At 39.0% G+C, this 22,184-nt stretch carries 20 protein-coding genes; 10 read left to right on the top strand and 10 right to left on the bottom strand.

What is annotated here, in order from left to right; genetic code table 11:
• Window positions 1-197 precede the first annotated feature (197 nt).
• Window positions 198-1,238 carry a coiled-coil domain-containing protein gene (locus tag AB1A03_RS10355; RefSeq protein ID WP_354624587.1) on the top strand — a complete coding sequence of 347 codons (1,041 nt, stop codon included), beginning with the start codon at window positions 198-200 and terminating at the stop codon, window positions 1,236-1,238.
• A gap of 108 nt (window positions 1,239-1,346) precedes the next feature.
• Here AB1A03_RS10355 and AB1A03_RS10360 read toward each other — a convergent pair whose 3' ends face one another.
• Both AB1A03_RS10360 and AB1A03_RS10365 read right to left on the bottom strand, forming a co-directional pair.
• Window positions 1,347-2,387 carry an IS481 family transposase gene (locus AB1A03_RS10360; RefSeq protein WP_354623493.1) on the bottom strand — a complete coding sequence of 347 codons (1,041 nt, stop codon included), beginning with the start codon at window positions 2,385-2,387 and terminating at the stop codon, window positions 1,347-1,349.
• A 153-nt stretch (window positions 2,388-2,540) separates the two neighbouring features.
• On the bottom strand, window positions 2,541-3,227 hold the full coding sequence (locus tag AB1A03_RS10365; protein ID WP_354624588.1) for a helix-turn-helix domain-containing protein: 687 nt from the start codon (window positions 3,225-3,227) through the stop codon (window positions 2,541-2,543).
• A 117-nt stretch (window positions 3,228-3,344) separates the two neighbouring features.
• Here AB1A03_RS10365 and AB1A03_RS10370 point away from each other — a divergent pair, with 117 nt between their 5' ends.
• Window positions 3,345-3,602, top strand: coding sequence for a pyocin activator PrtN family protein (locus AB1A03_RS10370; protein WP_354624589.1), 258 nt, complete (start codon window positions 3,345-3,347; stop codon window positions 3,600-3,602).
• 54 nt (window positions 3,603-3,656) lie between these two features.
• Here the strand turns inward: AB1A03_RS10370 and AB1A03_RS10375 are convergent, their stop codons facing one another.
• On the bottom strand, window positions 3,657-4,709 hold the full coding sequence (locus AB1A03_RS10375; protein WP_354624590.1) for a tyrosine-type recombinase/integrase: 1,053 nt from the start codon (window positions 4,707-4,709) through the stop codon (window positions 3,657-3,659).
• A 101-nt stretch (window positions 4,710-4,810) separates the two neighbouring features.
• Here AB1A03_RS10375 and dusA point away from each other — a divergent pair, with 101 nt between their 5' ends.
• Together dusA and AB1A03_RS10385 are read left to right on the top strand one after the other, a co-directional pair.
• The gene (gene dusA / locus AB1A03_RS10380) at window positions 4,811-5,827 is read left to right on the top strand and encodes a tRNA dihydrouridine(20/20a) synthase DusA (protein ID WP_354624591.1); all 1,017 of its coding nucleotides are present in this window, start codon (window positions 4,811-4,813) and stop codon (window positions 5,825-5,827) included.
• A gap of 181 nt (window positions 5,828-6,008) precedes the next feature.
• Window positions 6,009-6,614 (top strand): DUF4136 domain-containing protein, encoded by a 606-nt coding sequence (locus AB1A03_RS10385; RefSeq protein WP_354624592.1) that lies wholly within the window; start codon window positions 6,009-6,011, stop codon window positions 6,612-6,614.
• A 49-nt stretch (window positions 6,615-6,663) separates the two neighbouring features.
• On the opposite strand, the gene panM is transcribed toward AB1A03_RS10385, so the two are convergent.
• From panM to gpmM, 4 genes are all read right to left on the bottom strand, one after another.
• Window positions 6,664-7,086, bottom strand: a complete 423-nt coding sequence (panM, locus tag AB1A03_RS10390) for an aspartate 1-decarboxylase autocleavage activator PanM (RefSeq protein WP_354624593.1) — start codon at window positions 7,084-7,086, stop codon at window positions 6,664-6,666.
• A 35-nt stretch (window positions 7,087-7,121) separates the two neighbouring features.
• Window positions 7,122-7,901 carry a divergent polysaccharide deacetylase family protein gene (locus AB1A03_RS10395; protein ID WP_354624594.1) on the bottom strand — a complete coding sequence of 260 codons (780 nt, stop codon included), beginning with the start codon at window positions 7,899-7,901 and terminating at the stop codon, window positions 7,122-7,124.
• Between the two features lie 9 nt (window positions 7,902-7,910).
• Window positions 7,911-9,128 (bottom strand): murein hydrolase activator EnvC family protein, encoded by a 1,218-nt coding sequence (locus tag AB1A03_RS10400; protein WP_354624595.1) that lies wholly within the window; start codon window positions 9,126-9,128, stop codon window positions 7,911-7,913.
• Between the two features lie 99 nt (window positions 9,129-9,227).
• Window positions 9,228-10,763 (bottom strand): 2,3-bisphosphoglycerate-independent phosphoglycerate mutase, encoded by a 1,536-nt coding sequence (gpmM, locus tag AB1A03_RS10405; RefSeq protein WP_354624596.1) that lies wholly within the window; start codon window positions 10,761-10,763, stop codon window positions 9,228-9,230.
• A 224-nt stretch (window positions 10,764-10,987) separates the two neighbouring features.
• Between gpmM and AB1A03_RS10410 the strand changes: the two genes are divergently transcribed.
• From AB1A03_RS10410 to gpsA, 4 genes are all read left to right on the top strand, one after another.
• Entirely contained in the window at window positions 10,988-11,356 is a 369-nt protein-coding gene (locus AB1A03_RS10410) for a rhodanese-like domain-containing protein (RefSeq protein ID WP_354624597.1), read from the top strand.
• A gap of 63 nt (window positions 11,357-11,419) precedes the next feature.
• The gene (grxC, locus tag AB1A03_RS10415) at window positions 11,420-11,674 is read left to right on the top strand and encodes a glutaredoxin 3 (RefSeq protein WP_354624598.1); all 255 of its coding nucleotides are present in this window, start codon (window positions 11,420-11,422) and stop codon (window positions 11,672-11,674) included.
• A 100-nt stretch (window positions 11,675-11,774) separates the two neighbouring features.
• Window positions 11,775-12,257, top strand: coding sequence for a protein-export chaperone SecB (secB, locus tag AB1A03_RS10420; RefSeq protein WP_354624599.1), 483 nt, complete (start codon window positions 11,775-11,777; stop codon window positions 12,255-12,257).
• 25 nt (window positions 12,258-12,282) lie between these two features.
• Window positions 12,283-13,287 (top strand): NAD(P)H-dependent glycerol-3-phosphate dehydrogenase, encoded by a 1,005-nt coding sequence (gene gpsA, locus AB1A03_RS10425; RefSeq protein WP_354624600.1) that lies wholly within the window; start codon window positions 12,283-12,285, stop codon window positions 13,285-13,287.
• A 136-nt stretch (window positions 13,288-13,423) separates the two neighbouring features.
• Here gpsA and asd read toward each other — a convergent pair whose 3' ends face one another.
• Together asd and nadE are read right to left on the bottom strand one after the other, a co-directional pair.
• On the bottom strand, window positions 13,424-14,536 hold the full coding sequence (gene asd / locus AB1A03_RS10430; protein ID WP_354624601.1) for an aspartate-semialdehyde dehydrogenase: 1,113 nt from the start codon (window positions 14,534-14,536) through the stop codon (window positions 13,424-13,426).
• Between the two features lie 188 nt (window positions 14,537-14,724).
• Window positions 14,725-15,555, bottom strand: coding sequence for an NAD(+) synthase (nadE, locus tag AB1A03_RS10435; protein WP_354624602.1), 831 nt, complete (start codon window positions 15,553-15,555; stop codon window positions 14,725-14,727).
• 177 nt (window positions 15,556-15,732) lie between these two features.
• On the opposite strand from nadE, the gene glmU reads away from it, so the two are divergent.
• Window positions 15,733-17,094 (top strand): bifunctional UDP-N-acetylglucosamine diphosphorylase/glucosamine-1-phosphate N-acetyltransferase GlmU, encoded by a 1,362-nt coding sequence (glmU, locus tag AB1A03_RS10440; protein ID WP_354624603.1) that lies wholly within the window; start codon window positions 15,733-15,735, stop codon window positions 17,092-17,094.
• Between the two features lie 55 nt (window positions 17,095-17,149).
• On the opposite strand, the gene AB1A03_RS10445 is transcribed toward glmU, so the two are convergent.
• Window positions 17,150-18,877 carry a DEAD/DEAH box helicase gene (locus AB1A03_RS10445; protein ID WP_354624604.1) on the bottom strand — a complete coding sequence of 576 codons (1,728 nt, stop codon included), beginning with the start codon at window positions 18,875-18,877 and terminating at the stop codon, window positions 17,150-17,152.
• A 554-nt stretch (window positions 18,878-19,431) separates the two neighbouring features.
• On the opposite strand from AB1A03_RS10445, the gene AB1A03_RS10450 reads away from it, so the two are divergent.
• The gene (locus AB1A03_RS10450; RefSeq protein WP_354624605.1) at window positions 19,432-22,134 is read left to right on the top strand and encodes a family 14 glycosylhydrolase; all 2,703 of its coding nucleotides are present in this window, start codon (window positions 19,432-19,434) and stop codon (window positions 22,132-22,134) included.
• The last annotated feature ends 50 nt before the right edge of the window (window positions 22,135-22,184 follow it).

The raw sequence follows: 22,184 nt of genomic DNA on the forward strand, positions 1-22,184 counted from the left end.
TGTTATGTTAGATATTAATAACAAGACCAATCAATATCACCTAAAAAAAGCAATATAAATATTGCTTTGATATATCCAAAGTTACTTTTGTTTGTTTGTTTGTTTGTTTGTTTGTTTCCAAATTTGCATGCAGTAAATAAGAAAGGTGGTTCATAAGCTTCAAAAATTATGAAGTTTAAATTAAAAGAGATAAAAATATGGCTAGACCAATAACATTTACTTCAAACGACATTATCAAAGCAGCAAATGAACTGAACAAGTCATCAGCAAATAAAATCACTGGGACTGCATTACGAAAAATAATCGGTACGGGGCGTCCCGAAGTTATTATGCGGCATTACAATAAATTGCTAGAAGCAGGAACAATAACAGCAACCTCAACTACTACAGAAGTAACTGAAGTAGTTGAGGTTAGGGACCTTCCCAAAGAAGTGGAACAGTCATTAAATGAGGCTATGACGGCTTTAAAAAGTGTGGTTATGCATTGCAATGATATTGCGCATAACACAGTTGAAAATCGTTTAAGCGCTGCAATTGATAAAGCTAAATCAGCAGAAGTTTTAGCTGCTGAAGATGTTGAAAAATCGGAAATAGATCTTGCTGCCGCATATGATGAGATCGAACAATTGAAAGATGAGAGAATGACTGAAACAGATCAATTAAATGAAAAAATTACAACATTAATTAAAGAAAATTCAGATCTGAAAATCGAATTAAACAGTTTGAAAAAATCATATGAAGATACTCAAACAGTTAAAATGGATTTGTTGGAAAAACTAGAAATAAAAACAGAACAATACACACATGCAGAGCAAGAGTTTTTAGTGCAAAAAACACGGTCTGAAGAGGTTGATAAACAACTGCTAACGGCTCATAAAATTAATGCTGAGCATTCTAAAAAAATAGAAGATGCAACTGCACTGCATACTTCTAATACTGCTAATATTGCTAAATTAACAACACAGTTAACAGATGCAATAAAGGCTAAAGTAGATGCTAAACAAGAAGTGAAATCACAAACAGAAATTGCGAATAGTGCATTGTTAGGCGCTGCTAAATCGCATGCAGAGACGGTTAGTGCTAAAGAACAGATAACTGCATTAAAGGATAGTGAAGCTATGTTACATAAACAACTTGAACAACTGATAGCAAAGCATGCAGTGGAAGTGGAGCAAGCAAAAGTGCAGATCAATGTATTAGAAAATAATATAAAAACCGAACAAGCAAAGAAAATATGACATCTATTATTTTGCCACATTTGAATAGAACCAACTGCTGCCTCAAGTTAGGTGTAGTAGCTCAGACTTAATCTGACAGTTACCCATTTTGTAATGGTGACTGTTAGTTTAGATTTGAGCTAAATTCTTTTCTGCCCAAATCGATTTACCATCAATTAATGTTTCAAGTGGTGTTCGTCCACAACACATTTTACCTTGATGGGTACGTTCATTGTTATAGTAATTGATCCATTCGTCTAGATCTTTTTGCAGCTCCTCCAAACTGCTATACAGTTTTTTCCTAAAAGTAATTTGATAAAACTCGTTCAATATCGTCTTATGGAAGCGCTCACAGATACCATTAGTCTGCGGAGACATCGCTTTCGTTTTAGTATGATCGATATCGTTAATAGCAAGATAGAGCTGATAATCATGCTGCTCAACTCTTCCACAGTATTCAGTACCTCTGTCAGTTAAAATCCGTAGCATAGGAAGCTCATACTGCTCAAAATACGGTAATACTTTGTCGTTAAGTATATCGGCAGCTGTAATTGGGGTTTTGGTGGTATAGAGCTTGGCGAAGGCTACTTTGCTATAGGTATCAACAAAAGTCTGCTGATAAATACGACCAACACCTTTCATATTGCCGACATAAAAGGTGTCTTGAGAGCCTAAATAACCTGGATGTACCGTTTCTATCTCACCACACGCCTCATCATCATGCTTTTTCTTTTCTAGTGCTGCGACCTGTGCTTCCGTTAGAATAATGCCGTCGTTAGCGACTTTTTCTTCAAGTGCTTTTAAGCGTTTTTTGAAATTTTCAAGGTTATTCCGCAACCAAATAGAGCGAACACCACTACCGGATACAAATACACCTTGTTTGCGTAATTCATTGCTTGTACGGTGTTGGCCGTGAGCTGGTTGTTCAATGGCATACTTAATAACAGCTTGTTCTGTTGCTTCATCAACACGATTTTTAAGATTGGGTGCTCGTCTGGTTTTGTTGATCAGAGCATCAACACCACCTTCCTCCACAAGCTCTTGATAACGATAAAATGTATCTCGTGATACACCCATGACTTTACAAGCTCTAGATACGTTGCCTAATTCTTCTGCTAAATTAAGTAAACCTGCTTTGTGTTTAATGATTGGATTGTTAGTATGAAACATGAGAGTTACCTTTTGTTGTTTTGAAATAAAGATTCGACACCTTTATCAAAACGGGTAACTCAACTTTTCAAGTCGAAATGTCAATCTAGTCTGAACTAATACAAGTTAGGTGCACATGGCTAAAGTCTTATGGAGCCCCGCGACAGTTTTTAGTTAGCCGTCAATAGTCTTAGTCTTCACAATTAGATCATTCCACATATTGTATGTCTCTGCATATTTTAGGACTTCGATGATATTAATATCTGACTTCCACAAGTTTGGATTAATGTTAAATTTACTTTCAAAATGATCAAGAAAAGTATGTATTAATGAACTCAAAGATTTTTTAGAATCTAATAGTTTGTATTCACAATAAGAGATCGCAAAAACTAACGGAATAATATCGTTATTTAAACCATAAGCTTCTTTTCTTTGATATAGGTTCAAGCCCAAATCAGTTAACCAGGTATATAGAGGACCTGCATCGTGCACGAAGGGGGTTTCTGTAATATAGATGTCTTGTGCTAAAAGTAACTTTATTAGTTGGTCTTGAATTAATTTACAGGCATCTTTTAGCCTTCCCTGATTCATAATACGAATCATATTGAAGGGTCCACAATTATAATAATCTATCAGTTGTGGGAATTTAAGCGCGACTAACTTTTGTGTCGTTTCATCCGGAGCACCTTTGCCATTTTTAGCTTTATAAAGCGCGTCAGGTCTTCCCAACTCAATTTTTTTTGCTAAGTCATTTGTGTTTTTTGCTTTGGCTAAATGTGATAACTCGCAGTACCAAAGCTGAGCTTGGATCCTCTGAGTATTGGATAATTTTGGTCTACCTTGATTTTGTATTTCAGTCATATTTTATTTTCGCTAGAAAGTTATGTTTTGTCTGTAATGATTTTTGCTTTGTGATGTTAGATATTAACATTAAGAGTAATTAATATAGCCTACAAAGAAGAGGCTAAGGATAATAATATGAATAGTACTTATTTTGCATTAATGGCTGAGTTTGGCACTGGCACTGTACCTCTAGCATCGGTGTGTGAAAAATACTTTGGACTAAACGAAGCTCAAGCCCAAAGACGAGCTAGAAATCACCAGTTACCGCTCCCCATTTTCCGCGGTGCAAAAAGTCAAAAATCACCAATGCTGGTGAATATTTCTGATTTAGCGCAACATCTAGATAAAATGCGAGCTGAAGCTGAAAGTGAGTTTATTGCAGTTAATTATTAATAAATATAAGTAAAACTCGAGACACTGAATGTGATGGTAAGTGTCTCGGCTTATTCATAACTTCGCTGTTATTTCTTCAGGTCTGAGATGTGTGTATCGTTTCAGTACTACCCATGAGTCATGTAGAGTAATTAACTGAACCTCTTGTATTGAGTGACCTGCTTCAAAGCATCTACTTGTTGCTTCATGCCTTAAATCGTGGAAGTGTAAATCACTTATTTCAAGTATTTTACAGGCATCTGTGAATTTTGAACTTATCGTTGCAGGGTTGAAAGGGAAAATAAATTTATTTTTTTTATCTTGTTGTTGCATCACTTCCCATGCTGCATTGGTATATTTGAAACGTTTATGATTTCCCCGTTTTGTACGAGGGTGCTTAAGATCTCTTACTAAACCTGTTTGTGCCTGATCATCATTATCATTCCATTCTATGCGTGTTATTTCTTCCTGTCTTCTTGAAGAGTGTATGGCAAACCACATAATCTCACGCATCGGAATACTGGAATTAAGATCTTTAATTTTGAAATAGTTATCTAATTTAACAAGTTCATTTGATGTGGGTCGCCTCTCTCTAGTGTCTGAACGTGCTATTAATTTTTCATTTTTTGCAATTATGATTGCATTCTCAATGGCCTCAATCGCTAAAGGCCAATTTTTCTTTGCTTTTACGGACTTAAAAGCAACTCTCAAGTAAACCGCGTCATTATTTGCAGTTTGAGGTTTTACTCTATCAATTTCTAATCGATTCATTAAATGTGTAATAATATCTGCGCTGGTTAGCTGTATTGCGTCTAATTCGGAAATGTTAGTATTTTGGAGACGTTTTAATTCTGAGTTTTTACTTCTTCCCGCTTGCTTAATTGTGTCGAATTCTTCTTGATATACTTTTAAAACTTGCCCAACCGTAATTCCAATGTGCTTAATTCTATCGAGTTCATTCGGATTATCTAACGCTGCTTCTCTGTTACGGATCCACAGTTCAGCATTTTTCTTTTTATTAAATGTTTTGCTCTCTTGGTGTATAATCTTCCCTTTTAATTTTCGTCTTATTTTTGCCTGATATGTCACGTTACCAGATTTACCTGTGCGCTTTTGTATTGTAGCCATATCAAACTCCTTTTCTGGTGTCTCCTTGATAAATGTAGAGACACTTGTGGGACACCGTTAGGTGAAAAATACGCCAAAACGTACCAAAATGAGTATAGAACATGCAACTTAATAATGCACCAAAACATCATGATATATCAGCTCTGGCAGGTGTTTTCCCCTCTAATCGCTTCTCTATCGCACCGATGCTTGATTGGACTGATAGACATTGTCGTCATTTCCATCGAGTATTAAGTAAAAATACTTTGCTTTATACTGAAATGGTTACCACGGGGGCTATTTTGTACGGCAAGGGGAATTACTTACAGAAAGGTGATAGTGAGCATCCCGTCTGTTTACAGTTAGGTGGCTCTGCTTCTGTTGATTTGGCGCAAGCTGCGTTGGCGGGTAAAGAACAGGGTTATGATGAAATTAATTTAAATGTAGGTTGTCCATCGGATCGTGTGCAAAACGGTCGTTTTGGTGCCTGTTTAATGGCTGAACCAGATTTGGTTGGTGATGCGGTTAATGCGATGAAAGAAGCAACGGGCTTACCTGTGTCGGTTAAAACACGTATTGGTATTGATGAGCTAGACAGCTATCAATTTTTATGTGACTTTATTGCTAAAGTACAGGAAAAGGGCTGTGACACCTTCATTGTACATGCGCGTAAAGCTTGGTTAAGTGGATTAAGCCCAAAGCAAAATCGTGATGTTCCACCGCTCGATTATGAGCGTGTTTATCAACTTAAAAAGGATTTTCCTGAATTAACGATTGCGATTAATGGTGGTATTAAAACACTCGATGAATGTGAAACGCATCTTAAGTATTTAGATGGTGTGATGTTAGGGCGAGAAGTGTATGCTAATCCCTATCTATTAAGTACCGTTGATCAACGTTTATTCGCTTCACAGGAAAAAGTGTTAACACGCTTTGAAGTACTAGAAAAGATGTATCCCTATATTGAGCAACAACTCAGTAATGGGGCTAACCTCAATCATATTGCTCGCCATATGTTAGGGTTATTTCAAGGTGTTGCAGGGGCTAGGGCATGGCGTCGTCATTTAAGTGAGAATGGACATGTGCAAGGTGCCGGTATCGAGGTGATGCAAAAAGCGGCTTCGTTTATTGCCCAATAGTAATTCTAAATTTAATCATTTGCTGTTGATTGAAATTTGTTAACAATGTATGCTGATTTTGTTGATTAATTTAATTAAAACAAATCGTTACTGTGTTTGTTATGGCGATTTTATCTATTAAATAGGGGCTTCAATAGGCCATCTAAGTTAATGAAATTGTTATGATCATAGAGGGGAAGTTATGAATAAAATTAAGTTTACTGTTTGCCTGTTAAGTTCTCTGTTTCTGTTATCGGCCTGTTCAACTTCACCAGATGGGGCGAGTGACGCGCTTGTTGAAAAAGAAAAATCACAGAGAATGACCGTTGTCAGTAGTGGGCGTCCTGCAGATGTATTGCCTGCTTTTACTACGTTCACTTGGAATGAAGAGTATAACCGAGTTTTATCTGCTATTAATGATAGTAATGCCGCCGATGTGAAAGATCATATTCGTGCTGAAATAATTCGTTATTTAGGCACTAAAGGCTATCGATATGAACCAGACGCGTCGCGAGCAGATGTGGTGATTGGCTTTTTATTTGCGCTTGAGCAGGATGCAGGGGATAACCGTATCATTCAACAGTTTGGTTTGTCTCCAGGGCTTAACGATAGTGATCTTAAAGATCATCGTTATGAAAAAGGAACTTTTTTACTGGCTGTTCTAGGCCCGAATTTAACGCCTGTATACTGGCGTTCGGCGATGCAGGGCTTTGTCGATATGGATAGCGATAGAAAAGATCCACAAACAAACCGTATGCAAGCGGTATTAAGTATAATGATGGATGGTTTTCCTAAGGCGGGTCAGTAGCTCTTCCCTATAAAAGTGCGTACTTAGCGGTACGCACTTCCTATTGACCTTATAAATTTTTTACACATTTATTATCAGTGATTTTATAATCACAAGCTTGCATAAAGTCCACTAAACCTGCTTTTTCATCCTTTTTAATCACAGATAAATCCATCTCTAGGTTGGTAACACCTTCGCTGCAAAGCTGTTTTTCAACTTCCTTTATTAAATTACTCGCGATTCCACGACGACGTGTTATATCTCGCACGGTTAATAAACTCATTTGTGCTTGCTTTTCTTTGATGACCACTTGCAATGCAGCGAGGTGACGCTCATTAAACATAGCTACAAATATTTTGTTATTGCTATCATTAAGCCATGCTTGTAGTGATTCGCTTGTTAGTTGTTCTGGCAAAAGGTAGTGCTGGTAAATCTTTTTTAAATCAATAATTAATTGATCTGTTATTTGTGGAGAAAAGACAGATAAACGCATGATGAGCTTCTTTTTTGAGAGTTGATAGATATAAACTAGTTAATTGTAGCAAATTGTTGTTGTTTTTGTAAAAGTGCTAAACCTTGTGTTTCAGGAATTAACTGATTAATTGCAACAAGCGTAAAATTAGTCTCTTTATTTTGTAATAATTTTTTGTTTAGGAAGCTGAGTGTTTCAGGATAGGGGTGGGCAATGATGATGACGTTGATTGTTTGTTTACTAAGGTTAAGCGCACGTTGGAATTGTTCTTCCATGGCTTGTTCTGTTTTAATGTTATCTAAAAATACGTGGCGTCTTAGCGCTGGGACTGCGAAGGTTTCAGCTGTCTGTTGCGCAATGGTATTGACGCTCGTGCGACTATCTAAAAAAAACAGTGCACGTGATTGCAGCACTTCCATCGTCCAGATCATTGGCCGTTTAAGCTCTGTTAATCTGCTGCCCATGTGATTATTAATACCTTGCGCTTCAGGTAAGTAATCTAGAGATCGCTTCAGCTGGTTTTTAAAGTCAGATTCGGACATGTCATTCATTAATGCGCCTTTACCCAATTTATGATTGTCTTTTCTGGCCTGCATTGGAATATGAGCGAGAATAGTACGTCCTTGTTGCTGCCCCCGTCGGGCAATTTGTTGGGCGTATGTGGTATATGGAAGGATTGAAAATGAAACTTCAATAGGTAATGTGAGTACTTGAAGGTCATTTTTATTATTACCTAGGTCATCGATAATAATGGTTAATTGATGCTTATCTTGTGCAAAGGATACTTCACTTTGCACAAGATAGATAAGGCAGACAAAGATGCCTATGAGACGCACTTTATCTGCTTACCAATTGGCTTTTTTAAGCCATTGCATTGGATCTTGCGCTTTTCCTTTATGACTAATTTCAAAATAGAGGCTATTTTTATCTTGGCCCCCACTGTGTCCAGCCAATGCAATTGCATCTCCTTCAAAAACTACATCGCCTGTTCTTTGTAATAATGTTTGGTTGTAACCATATAGGGTAATGTAATTATCTCCATGATCGAGAGCGATTACCATGCCATAACCTTTAAAATAACCTGCAAAGAGAACTCGTCCAGTTGCCACTGCTCTTACTTTTTCACCTTCATTAGCGGCGATGGAAATGCCTTTCCATTTTACTTGGCTACTACGCTGACTACCAAAGCTAGAGAGGACTTTCCCTTTAATTGGCCAATTTAATTTGCCCTCTTGTTGGGTAATGCTGGAATGACTTTGCTCTTCATTTTTTACTGTTACATTTTGTTGAGCACGTGTCTTTGCGGCTGCTAACTCTTTCTCTTGACGGGCTTCACTCTCTTTTTTTAATCTTGTTTTGAGTGACTGTTCTGTATCCGTCAATTGCGCAAGAATCGCTTCTTGATAATTGAGATCCTGTTTGAGTTCTTGCAGTGCTGTTTCGCGTTGCTGACGTTGACTGAGCAATTTTTCTTGCGTTGCTTTTTGTTGTGCATGCATTTTTTCCAGTGCGGCTAATGATGCTGCTTGTTCTGTTTTATTACTATCGAGTTGCTGCAATGTAGTTTGCAATGTCTCTAAGCTATCTGAACGTGCTTTACTTAAGTAAAAATAATAGCTTTTCGCACGAATTATTTTACTTAAGTCATCTTGGTTAAGTAACAGTTTTATTAAGTCATTTTGTCCTGCCATGTAGGCACTGATCAATTGCTGTTGCAGTAACTTTTGCTGTTGTATTGTATCTTTTTGTAGTTGTTCAGTCTGTACTTTGAGCTCTTTTAAACGCTTGCCTTCCGCGAGTAATGCTTCGTTAGTTTGCTCGGCTTGTAGGGTGGCGATAGCCGTTTCTTGTTCAGACTGTGCAACAAGTTCTTCTAGCTCTAGTCTTTTTTTAGTTTGCTCTGCTGTACTTAATTTACTCTTTTTGATCTGCTTTTGCAGTGTTGAAAGATCGTTAGCAGCAAGGCTATTCTGTAATGGAAGGGTAAAAAGAGATAGCAATAAAAATATATTTATTATCAGTGTCTTAATGTCTATTTTTTTGCAAACATCCATGCTTTTCATCAATTTCCTACACTTTTGAAGAGAATAATAGTATTTAGAAATTTTACCCATTTTATTGGTATATGTTGAGTAAAATAACTAAATACTGAGTGTTGAATCTTATTTTAATGTAATAAGAGGGGTACCTGTCATTTCAGCAGGGATATCAATGTTCATTAATTGTAACATTGTTGGTGCAATATCACACAAGCGTCCATCTTTACTGTTGATTTCTGCATCGCGACCCACGTAGATGAAAGGAACTGGCAAGTTAGTATGAGCTGTATGTGGTTGTCCTGTGATTGGATCAACCATCTCTTCTGCATTACCATGGTCAGCAGTGATTAGACATTCACCACCGACTTCTTTTAATGCATCAACAACTTGACCAATGCAGCTATCAACTGCTTCACAAGCTTTAACTGCTGCTTCATAAACGCCCGTGTGTCCAACCATATCACCATTTGGATAGTTACAGATAATCACATCATATTTTTCACTCTTAATTGCTGCAACTAATTTTTCTGTAAGTTCTGCTGAGCTCATTTCTGGTTGTAAATCATAAGTGGCAACTGCTGGTGATTTTATTAGCGTACGATCTTCGCCTACAAATTCATCTTCAACACCACCGTTAAAGAAGAAAGTGACGTGTGCATATTTTTCTGTTTCAGAAATACGTAGTTGCGTTTTGTCATGTTTAGATAACCATTCACCGAGTGTATTCACTAGATCTTCACTTGGGTATGCAGCGGGTGCTGTAATATCTGCTGCAAATTCAGTTAATGTAACAAAATTGATGTTTGGCGTTACTTCACGGGTAAAGCCTGTGAACTCTTTCGCAGTGAAGGCATAAGTCAATTCACGAGCACGATCGGCACGGAAATTTAAAAATAGTACTGCATCACCATCTTGGATCGGTGCTTTTTCCCCAATCACGGTTGCTTTCACAAATTCGTCATTTTCATCACGACCATAGGCCGCTTCTAAACCTTCAATAGCTGTGTTAGCGCTATATTGTGCTTTTGCTTGTGTTAATAAATCGTAGGCTTCAGTAACGCGCTCCCAACGATTGTCTCTGTCCATTGCAAAGTAACGACCAACTAAGGTTGCAGTGCGACCCGCTCCTAATTTAGCATATTTAGCTTCAAATCTTGCTAATGTATGTTCCGCGCTTCTTGGTGGCGTATCACGGCCATCTAAAAAGGCGTGTACAAGAATTTCTTTAGCACCACGTCGTGCTGCTAATTCAATGGCCGCTTCAATATGGTCGTCATGGCTGTGAACACCACCAGGAGAAGCAAGACCCATAATATGTACAGCTTTGCCAGCTGCTACCGCTTTATCAACGGCTTCTACAAATACTGGATTTTCAAAAAAGTCACCATCTAAAATAGATTTAGTTACTTTAGTTAAATTTTGGTAAACCGTACGTCCTGCCCCGATATTGGTATGGCCAACTTCTGAGTTACCCATTTGCCCCGTTGGTAAGCCTACGTCCATACCCGATGCTGAAATATGCGCATTTGCATAATCTTGACATAGTTTATCTAATACGGGTGTATTTGCATTTGCAACAGCATTGTCCGCTGTCAGTGGATCGCGGTAACCCCACCCATCAAGAATCAATAGTACGAGTGGTTTTTTAGCAGTAGTCATAGGAACCTCTATGGTTATTAAGTTAATATAAATTGATGAGCTGATTTTACAACATTCATCGGTATTGTCACTGAAAAAGCCCATGGATAGCTGAATTGAGTATAAAAAACAGTCAATTTCGCTGTTTTATAAGGGGTGATAAAAGTGTTTGTCTTTTATTATCTGTATCACAAGGTATACTCAGTACAAAATTTTCCTTTACCCTACAGAGATGAATAAAAATTATGCAAGAATTTATACAGTTTCTTTCTAATAATCCGATGCTATCAATTACCTGGATTGTGATTGCTGGCATGTTGGTACATAGTGTTGTAAAAGCTAAGATATCTGGGTTTAAGCCGTTATCGTCACAGGATGCTATTTTGCTCATAAATAAACAAGATGCCATTGTTGTTGATGTTCGTGCAGTCGATGAGTATAAAAAAGGGCATATTGTCGATGCAAAAAATATAACTCTGTCACAAATTGAGCAAGGAAATTTCACAGAGATTGAAAATAAGAAAGAGACCCCCATTATATTAGTCTGTGAAAGTGGTGCGCGTTCAAGTAGTGCCGCTAATAAATTGGCAAAAGGGTTTTACGCAGGTATATAATTTGACAACCGGTATGAGTGGCTGGGCTGCTGCTAATTTACCAACGACAACGAAGAGATAAATATGGCAACGGTAATTATTTATACAACCGCTTGGTGTCCTTATTGTATCAAAGCTAAAAAGTTATTGGATGATAAGCAAATTGAGTACACTGAGATTAATGTATCTGAATCTGATGCGCGTGCGAAGATGGTTGCATTAACGGGTGGTCGAACCGTGCCGCAGTTGTTGATTAATGGTCAGTCAACGGGTGGTTGTGATGAATTATATGCATTAGAACGTAGTGGTAAGCTTGATGAGTTACTGCAAAAATCATAACAAAATAAGATGGCTATATTTTGTTGTTTAATGATACTTCTTTAAACAATGGAAGCAGTTAGCAGATAAAATATTACATAACTTAAAATAAGGGAACAGAATGTCAGAACAACAAGCTCCACAACAGATCGAATTTAACATCCAACGTGTATATGTAAAAGATATCTCTTTTGAATGTCCAAATTCTCCACTGGTTTTCAAAAAAGAGTGGGCGCCAGAAGTTTCAATGGATATTGATACAAAAGCGATAAAATTAGAAGAAAATGTCTATGAAGTTGTTTTAATATTAACGACAACGGCTAAAGTCGGTGAAGACGTTGCATTTTTGTGTGAAGTTCAACAAGCAGGTATTTTCTCTGTTGGTGCTTTAGAAGGAATGCAGTTAGCACATTGTTTAAATGCTTTCTGTCCAAATATTCTATTCCCATATGCGCGTGAAGCTGTCTCTAACTTAGTATCTCGTGGTACTTTCCCGCAGTTAAACTTAGCGCCAGTTAACTTTGATGCACTTTTCCAGCAAGCGATTGCAAGTAAGCAAGCTGAAGCGCAAAAAGAAGCTGAAGCGGTACAATTAGACTCTTAGTCTATACAATTAAGTAGGTATTTAAATGGCAGATAAAGCAGCCATTACAGTCTTAGGGGCAGGATCTTACGGTTCTGCCCTTGCTGTATCCTTGGCACGAAATGGGCACTCCGTATTAATTTGGGGGCATGAAGCAGACCATATTGAACGTTTGCAACGGGATCGTGAAAATAAAGAATTTTTACCTGATATTGCTTTTCCTGAATTACTTAAACCTGAAGTCGATTTAGCGACTTGCTTGGCTTCAACGCGTAATATTTTGTTGGTTGTACCCAGTCATGTTTTTGCGCTGGTGCTAAAGCAGTTAAAGCCATTTTTACGTGCCGATCATCGCATCGCATGGGCAACTAAAGGGTTAGAAGCGGAAACCGGACGGCTATTGCAAGAGGTTGCCGTTGATATTCTCGGAAAAAATTATCCTTTGGCGGTTATTTCTGGGCCAACCTTTGCTATGGAGGTGGCGAAGGGATTACCAACAGCCGTTGCTGTAGCGGGAAGCGAACCGCAGTTCACACAAGATATTGCTGATTTATTTCATAACAAGAGTAACTTTCGAACCTATCTCTCCGATGATTTTACAGCCGTACAATTAGGTGGTGCGGTGAAAAACGTTATTGCGATAGGTGCTGGGCTGGCTGATGGCTTGGGTTTTGGTGCTAACGCACGTACAGCACTGATCACGCGCGGGTTGGTTGAATTAACTCGTCTAGGTGCGGCACTTGGAGCGAAAGAGTCATCCTTCATGGGAATGGCTGGGTTGGGCGATTTAGTGCTAACCTGCACAGATAATCAATCGCGTAATCGTCGTTTTGGACTCGCTTTAGGGCAAGGGAAAGGGATTGATCAAGCGCAAATTGAGATTGGTCAAGTCGTTGAAGGTTATCGAAATACCGAAGAAGTATTTAATTTAGCGAAACGTGTTGGTATTGAAATGCCAATTTGTGAGCAAATTTATTATGTGCTTTACCAAGGTAAAGCGGTAAAAGAAGCTGCCATGGCGTTATTATCTCGTAGTAAAAAAGGCGAATAGTCGCAATATAATTAACCTGTTTAATGCTAATCTATCCACTCTTTATTTGCCTGCAAGATTACCTTCAGTTGATGAAACGAGATACAGGTATCTCGTTTTTATCCAATTGACATTGATGGCTATTGCACTGCGTTCATTAAGACTCTTGTAAAATATTTAGCATACGGCGAAGAGGCTCTGCCGCTCCCCATAATAGCTGATCACCAACGGTGAATGCGCTGATATATTCAGGACCCATGCTAAGTTTGCGAATGCGTCCTACAGGAATACTTAGTGTACCCGTCACTTTTGCAGGAGATAATTCTTTAACCGTTATTTCACGCTCATTTGGAATCACTTTAACCCACTCATTATGGGAGGCTAAAATTGATTCAATTTCAGCTACTGAAATATCTTTTTTCAGTTTAATTGTGATTGCTTGGCTATGACAGCGCATTGCACCAATGCGTACGCATAATCCGTCAACGGGAATCTGTTTATCGCTGCTGCCAAGAATTTTGTTTGCTTCAACCTGTGCTTTCCACTCTTCCTTGCTCTGTCCTGAAGGCATTGGCACATCAATCCATGGGATCAAACTACCCGCTAAAGGTGCACCGAAACATGCCGTAGGTAATGCATCACTACGAATAAATTCAGCAACTTGTTGGTCTATCTCTAAAATGGCAGAAGCTGGATCTGCTAGTTTGTCAGCGACTGCACCTTCGATAGCGCCCATTTGGCTAATCAGCTCACGCATATTACGCGCACCCGCACCAGAAGCCGCTTGATAGGTTTGTGGTGAAACCCATTCAATTAAATCGGCTTCGAATAAGCCGCCCAGTGCTAATAGCATTAGGGAAACGGTGCAATTACCACCAACATAAGTTTTAACACCACTTGCTAGCCCTTTTTGAATGACGTCTTTATTGACTGGATCTAATACGATAATGCTGTCATCTTTCATGCGCAGGGATGATGCTGCGTCAATCCAGTAGCCATTCCAGCCAGTTGCGCGTAGTTTTGCGTATACTTCATTGGTGTAATCGCCACCTTGACAGGTTAGGATAACATCCATTTTTGCAAGTTCATCGATTGCGAAAGCATCTTTTAACGTTTCTGTGGCTTTGCCAATTTCTGGGGCCGCTAAACCGACTTGTGAGGTGGTAAAAAACGTAGGTTCAATGGTTGCAAAATCATTTTCATCACGCATTCTTTGCATAAGTACAGAGCCAACCATACCGCGCCAACCAACTAAACCAACTTTTTTCATGAGTCAACATTCCTTAAATTTAAAAATCACAATGAGTATTCGGTTAATCTATAACCGAATAGCAAATTTATCATTATCAGCTTTGTTATGGCTAGTTTTTTGACTGATCTAGATGAATAAATATGTAAAAAAATAGGTTTATTATGTAAATAAGCCTATTTTTCACAATATTTAGCTAGGATTAGTGGTTAATCGTAAATAGTCGGAGTCGGGATGCGTTTGTGTTGAGTGCGTAGGTAAATGGCGATTAATTTTTCTTCTACTTCCGGTGCAACCTGCTTGCCTTCAAGAAAATCATCAATTTGATTGTAAGTCATGCCTAAGGCAATTTCGTCTTGCAGTTGTGGCTGCTGTTCTTCTAAATCTGCCGTTGGTGCCTTTTCCACTAACACTGCAGGGGCTCCAAGATGTTTAGCAAGAGCCCGCACTTGACGTTTATTGAGACCAAATAAAGGGGCTAAGTCACAGGCACCATCACCATGCTTGGTATAAAAACCGGTAATATTTTCAGCACTATGGTCGGTGCCAACCACTAAACCATTAGTTAAACCTGCAATTTCATATTGGCTAATCATACGCATGCGTGCTTTGACATTACCTTTAACAAAATCAAGTTTATTACTTTCAGGTAATTGGATCCCGCTGTTTTGTAATGCGCTGGTGGTACTTGTATGGATGCCATCCACACCGGTTTGTATATTGACCGTAACACATTTTGAAGGGTGGATAAATTGCACGGCGAGTTGTGCTTCATCTTCATCCTGTTGTACAGAATAGGGAAGACGAACGGCAATAAATTGATACGCTGTTGTTGCTTCTTCGATATTAAGCTGGTCAACGGCTAGTTGGCATAAACGCCCGGCGGTGCTTGAATCAACGCCACCGCTAATGCCTAAAACTAAACTTTTACAAAAGCTCTCTTTGAGTTTATTTTTTATAAAGTCAATACGTCGGTTGATCTCTTCTTCAACATCGATGCTAGCTAGTACACGCATCTCTTCTAATATTATTTTTTTCATTGAAATAGCCTGTATGGGGATTTGTAGTTAATTATTATGCAAAAAGAAATACATTTTTTATAGTGAAAATAGAGAATAAATTAATTAGTTTAGTTATGTTTATAAAAACAACGTGTTGTTTGCTGATAAACTCCGTTAAAATATCCTTTTCATCATTTTATTTATAAGGTCGAAATTATGTCTTTAAGTGTTGTCATTCTTGCCGCAGGTAAAGGAACACGTATGTGTTCTGCTCTTCCAAAAGTTCTTCATAAAATAGCTGATAAGGCCATGGTGCAACACGTTATTGATACCGTTAAAGGAGTCGGTGCGGACAATGTTCACCTCATTTATGGTCATGGTGGTGAGCAGATGCAAGCGACGATACTCGATACTCGATTAAATTGGATAAAACAGAGTGAGCAACTAGGTACCGGTCACGCCATGCAGATTGCACAACCGCACTTTAGAGATGATGAAAAGATATTGATGGTTTATGGCGATGTACCTTTACTATCAACACAGACATTACAACGTTTAATTGCCGCACAACCTGAGAATGGTATTGGTTTGTTAACGGTTGAATTAGATGATCCTACTGGATATGGTCGTATAGAACGAGTAAATGGTGCGGTTGTCGGTATTGTTGAGCAAAAAGATGCAACGATAGAACAACGTAATATCAATGAGGTCAATACGGGGATTTTAGTTGCTAACGCCCGTGATTTAGGCCGTTGGCTACCTGCACTAAGTAACGATAATGCCGCTGGTGAATATTATATTACTGATATTATTGCCATGGCCCACCGTGAAGGGCGCAGTATCTGTGCGGTGCATCCTGATAATGCCGTTGAAGTTGAAGGGGTTAATACCCGTCTACAGTTAGCGAATCTCGAACGTGCTTATCAGCGTCAAAAAGCCAATGAACTATTATTATCCGGCGTGATGTTACGTGATCCAAACCGTTTTGATTTACGTGGTGAGTTAACCTGTGGCCAAGATGTTGAAATTGATATCAATGTGATTATAAAAGGCAAAGTGACACTCGGTAATGGCGTGGTGATTGGTGCGAACTGTATCTTAATTGATGCTGTCATTGAAGATAATGCCGTGATTGATGCTAATTCCATCATTGAATCTAGCCACGTTGGTGAATCTGCAACTATTGGTCCCTTTGCCCGTATTCGCCCTGATAGCGTTATTAAAAAAGAGGTGCATATTGGTAACTTTGTGGAGGTAAAAAAATCGACACTCGGTAATGGCACTAAATGTGGCCACTTAAGTTATATTGGTGATAGTACCTTAGGTGAAAGAGTGAATGTGGGGGCTGGCACTATTACTTGTAACTATGATGGTGCAAATAAATTCCACACCCATATTGGCGATGATGTGTTTATTGGTTCTGATTGCCAATTAATCGCGCCTGTGACTGTTGGTAATGGCGCTACAACAGCCGCTGGTTCAACCATTGTTAATGATGTTCCCGATGATGCGCTCGCAGTTTCTCGTGGTAGACAGAGAAATATCAGTGGTTGGCAGCGTCCGGTAAAATTAAAATAATAGCAATAAAAAAGGGTGCTCAATGCACCCTTAATATTAAAAGTTATGAATTAACTTATTCTTTTCTAATTTTTAATTGACGTTTGCAAACAAAAACATTTTCAAGATGCTTTAAGGTTGCGTTAGGCATTCCTTTCGGCAATTCAATCGTTGAATAATCATTATTTAATTTAATATCACCAATGAAACGGCTATTAATATCGGCTTCATTAGCGATTGCACCAACAATATTTTTAACTTGCACGCCATGACTACGACCAACATCAATACGGTAAGTCTCTAATTCAACATCCGTTGGACGACCTCGACCACGCGGCGTATCGCCACTTTCATTTCTATCGCGGCCTCTAGGGCCACGGTCACGACCTGGGCGCTCAGAGCGTTCACGATGACCTCGAGGTGCTCGGTCATTATGGTCAGGACGAGGCTCTACAAATTTTTCTTCAACAGGTTGAAGTGGTTTGTCTTTTTGTGCGAGATAAAGCAGGGCTGCAACTAAATCTAACTCTTCGAGCTCACTGTTATTTTCGATTTGCTCGAATAATGTACGGTAGAAAGAGAGGTCTTCGCTTTCACAGACTGCTGCAACTTGTGCTTCAAAGTTGGCAATACGCGTTTTTGTCACTTCATCATGTGTTGGTAAATCCATGATGGTGATTTTTTGACGAGTAGCACGTTCAATTGCTTGTAATAGTCGACGTTCACGAGGTGCTGCAAATAGTATCGCTTTACCTTTACGTCCAGCACGGCCTGTACGACCGATACGGTGAACATAAGACTCAGTATCCGTTGGAATGTCATAGTTTACAACAAGGCTTAAACGTTCAACATCAAGGCCTCGAGCAGCTACATCTGTAGCAACAAGTATATCTAAACTGCCAGATTTTAAACGAGCAATAGTGCGTTCTCGTACTTGTTGGTTCATGTCGCCGTTTAGTGCTGCACTGCGGTAACCGCGCGCTTCTAAACGTTCAGCTAATTCAACTGTTGCTGTTTTGGTACGGGCGAAGATGATAACACCATCAAAATCTTCCGTTTCCAACATACGTGTTAATGCATCTAGTTTGTTCACGCCGCGTACAATCCAACATTTTTGTTCGATGTTTTCAACGGTTGATGTTTTTGCTTGAATCTTAACTTCAGTTGGGCTGTTCATGTAACGTTTAGTAATACGTTTGATTTGGTCGGGCATAGTTGCTGAGAAAAGTGCCGTTTGACGTTTTTCAGGCATCTCTTTCATAATGGTTTCGACATCATCAATGAAGCCCATACGTAACATTTCATCCGCTTCATCAAGCACTAGTGTGGTTAATTTAGAGAGATCTAAGGTTTTGCGTTTAAGGTGATCCATGATACGACCGGGTGTACCAACAACAACCTGAGGACCACGTTTTAATTGATTAAATTGAATGTTGTAACTTTGACCACCATAAATAGGCATAACATGAAAACCGCGTAAATGACGAGCATAAGTTTGAAATGCTTCTGATACTTGGATTGCAAGTTCTCGTGTAGGTGCAAGTACTAATACTTGAGGGTAATTTGCACTGACATCTATATTCGCTAATAAAGGGAGTGCAAATGCGGCCGTTTTACCGGTACCTGTTTGCGCAAGGCCTAATACGTCTTCACCTTTTAAAAGGTGTGGAATACATTGTGCTTGAATAGGTGAAGGTGTTTCATAGCCTAATTCAGTAACAATATTAATCAATGCTTCTGGTAGCTTTAAATCTTTAAAGGTAATTGATAGTTCTTTTTGTTCTGTGTTTGTTGACTCTGACATAGTGGCCTCATGAGTTCAGTTTAAATCCATATTTATCTCGTGGATAAATATACTAAATTCAGCCTATACCTACGTCACATCAATCATTTCATTAGTTGAAATCATCTATTAATTCTCGCGTTATTAACCGCGTAAGTAGGTAAATCTGAAAATTTTGCATCGTTGAAAGGAAAGCCTTTTACGAGGGTGGCATATACTACTTTATTTGCTTACAAAACACCCGTGTTATTTGACCTACTACTCATAATAATAAAAAAATAGCTTTTTTACTTGGTTTATTTTAGAAAACACTTGTCAATGCCCTGCTATTGTGGGTTGTTAGAGTCATTGTTATTTAGCCTAGTAATGTATTTTTTTGGGGGCTGAGTTTTTTCATCGATTTACGTTGTTTCGCTTGATTCTCTATGACTTGTTTTTCAAGTTGTTGATTTTTAGGTGTTGTTTTTCCGTTGTCGGGGGCGTAGGGTGTGGGAGGGAGACTAAAAGAGTAACTCGCATTAAGGTAGCTATAGGGTAGTCAATACACTTTATCGTTAAATAGAAGGAATGCCACAGTGGTCAACAAGCAGACAGTATTGCAAGTTTGGATACACATGCCAACCAATTTTACTCGTCGTTTAGGCGTGCTAAGTAAAGATAATAATCCTTGGCACAGTGCTTTTTTAAAACAGTTAGCCTTAGCTAAATCTCTCGGAATTGATGCGGTTATCGTACCTATTAGCTGGCGTGTTATTGAACCCTATGGCCCTAACTGTGCCGATTTAAAGAGTAGTTGGGCGAGTTATCGAGAGGTTTTCAATACTTGCATAGATCATGGTTTGAAAGTGATCCCTGAATTTCACTCTGCAGCGACAGGTTTAAAAGATAATAGTCAGTTAAATTTATTACCCGATTGGTTATGGGGCACTTTAGGTGGCAAATTAGCCGGTGATGATGCGCAAAGTATTAAGTATATAGATAGTTATGGACAAGATAGTTTTGCTGCTATTTCCCTGTGGCAAGATGAAATGTTTCTTCCTTATTTTGAACAGCTACTTGCTGGCTTTGAAAAAAACTTTTCTGATTTGGCGGATCATATTCCCCATGTCAATTTAGGTGCAGGACCTGAAGGAGAGCTGCGTTATCCTTTTCTCGGGTTGCACAGCGAAGGGCCTGATTTTTTGCAGTTACCCTGTTTTAGTCGAAAAGCGAAATTAGACTTTAAGACCTTTATTTCAGAGCAAGCCTCTACTGATAAGTTACTGCAAGATACCTCTTTTTATGAGCAGTTAATGCGTGATGATTTTTTTGATTTACAGTTAAATTATTTGCAACAACTAGCGCATAGCGAAACGCCTAATAATCCTGCATTTATCTATTTCACTCGCTGGTATCATCAATCTCTTATGGACCATGGGCAACGTTTGCTCGCTTTAGCCGATGGCGTATTTAGTCAGAAGTGGCAATCGACTACATTGGGACTAAGACTGGCTCTTAATTTGCCCGATCTTAAAAATAGCCCCGATCTCGCTGAGGTTGTATCTGGATTGTCCTCAGAGCTTAATGCTAACCACGTTATGCAGAAAAATAATTGGCAACAAAGTTTTTCGCGTTTACTTGATGGTGCTTGGAAATCCCGTGTGCGTCTGTTTGTCTCTGGAATAAAGGAGTCAGAGCAAAAAAATTATCAGTCATTGCTATCGGTTGCTCAAGATTTGAATGTTAAATTACTTATTGAGAATAGTGAACAGGTTAAATTGCAACAGCACAGCGAATGGGACAAATTATTAGAAAGTGTCATGCAAGAGAAAACTTTCTGTGGGTGGAGCTTACGTGACTTAGGTATGCTTAGTAATGATGCCGGGATTGGTTATGCTCGATTGTCTCAAATTGGTAAGTTAAAATATGGTCAAGGTCAGTATCAAGGTGTCGCGCGTAAATCGTTTCGTGTCATGGCGCCACTACACCTCAAGGTGGCTAACCAGAAGCAACTATTAGATGAAGAGAATTGGTTGCTTTTTGAACAGCAATTACGAGTGCTTAGAGATGCCGGGGTCGATGCGGTCTCGACTGATTTATGGTGGGGATTAATAGAAGGACGACACCCCGGTTGTTTTGACTGGAGTTATTACGATCGCCTTGTTGAGGTGTTAGAAGCAAATAATATGCACTGGGTGCCGATTCTCTCTTTCCATCAAGCAGGAGGAAACGTCAATGATGATTTCAATCAAACCATTCCTTTATGGCTTTGGGGGAAATTATTAGAGCAGCATCAAGAGATTGAATCTGTTCGGGACTTGCAATATGTGAGTGAAACAGGTGATGCATCAATGGAGTATGTTTCTCTCTGGGCTGATCCCTATGTGTTACCCTATTATTTAGCATTTGTTAAAGCGTTTCGTGACCACTTTCGTACTAAAGTTCATTTAATTGATGAGATAAATATTAGTATGGGACCAGCAGGAGAATTACGCTATCCAAGCTATAACGCGCACGATTGGGGCGATTACCCTAATCGCGGTACACTGCAGTGTTACAGCCCACTTGCTCAGAGAGATTGGAATCTCTATTTACGCAAGAAATACCATTCAATAGGGGCATTTAATGCAACCTTTGGCACGCAATTTAATGATTTTGATGAAATCAGTATGCCTAGCGCCGATAGTTTATTTGAACATAAGAAATACATCTATAGTGCATGGGGGAGAGAGTTATTAACGTGGTATAACGATCGATTAGTACAACATGGACGAGATGTACTTGAAGGTGTTCTTATGTTGTTTTCTGATAGTGATTATATTAATGCCCCAATCGGGATAAAAATCCCCGGTATTCACTGGGAAATTAGTGATCCTAAAATGCCACGTGCCGCGGAAATATCAGCTGGCTTGATTCGTGTTCATCCTAATTTAAGCAAGTTAAATTCTGGGGAATATGTACAGCTACTTAAGGGGATTATACCAGCGCAACATTTGTCTCGGGTCGTGGTTCACTTCACTTGTTTAGAAATGGTTAATAAGGATCACGAAGGTTACTCTCGAGCCGAAGATCTCGTTAACTGGATGGCTGATGCAGCCTATGAAGTTGGCGTTGAATTGATGGGAGAAAATGCCTTAGCTGGTGAGTTGTATGGTAAGCAAGGCTGGCAACAGATGGAAAGAGCGTTAACTCGCACGCCAGGTTATGGTGGTATTACTTTATTGCGTATGCAGAATTTCTTTGATGACAGTAAGTTACCTTTAGCTGAACTTAAATCGTTAGTGAATCGTTCTATTTGAAATAGATAAAAGAGAGGATGGCATCGCCATCCTCTCTTTTTACTTTAAGT

The organism is Psychromonas sp. MME2, from assembly GCF_040566515.1.
Lineage (GTDB): Bacteria > Pseudomonadota > Gammaproteobacteria > Enterobacterales > Psychromonadaceae > Psychromonas.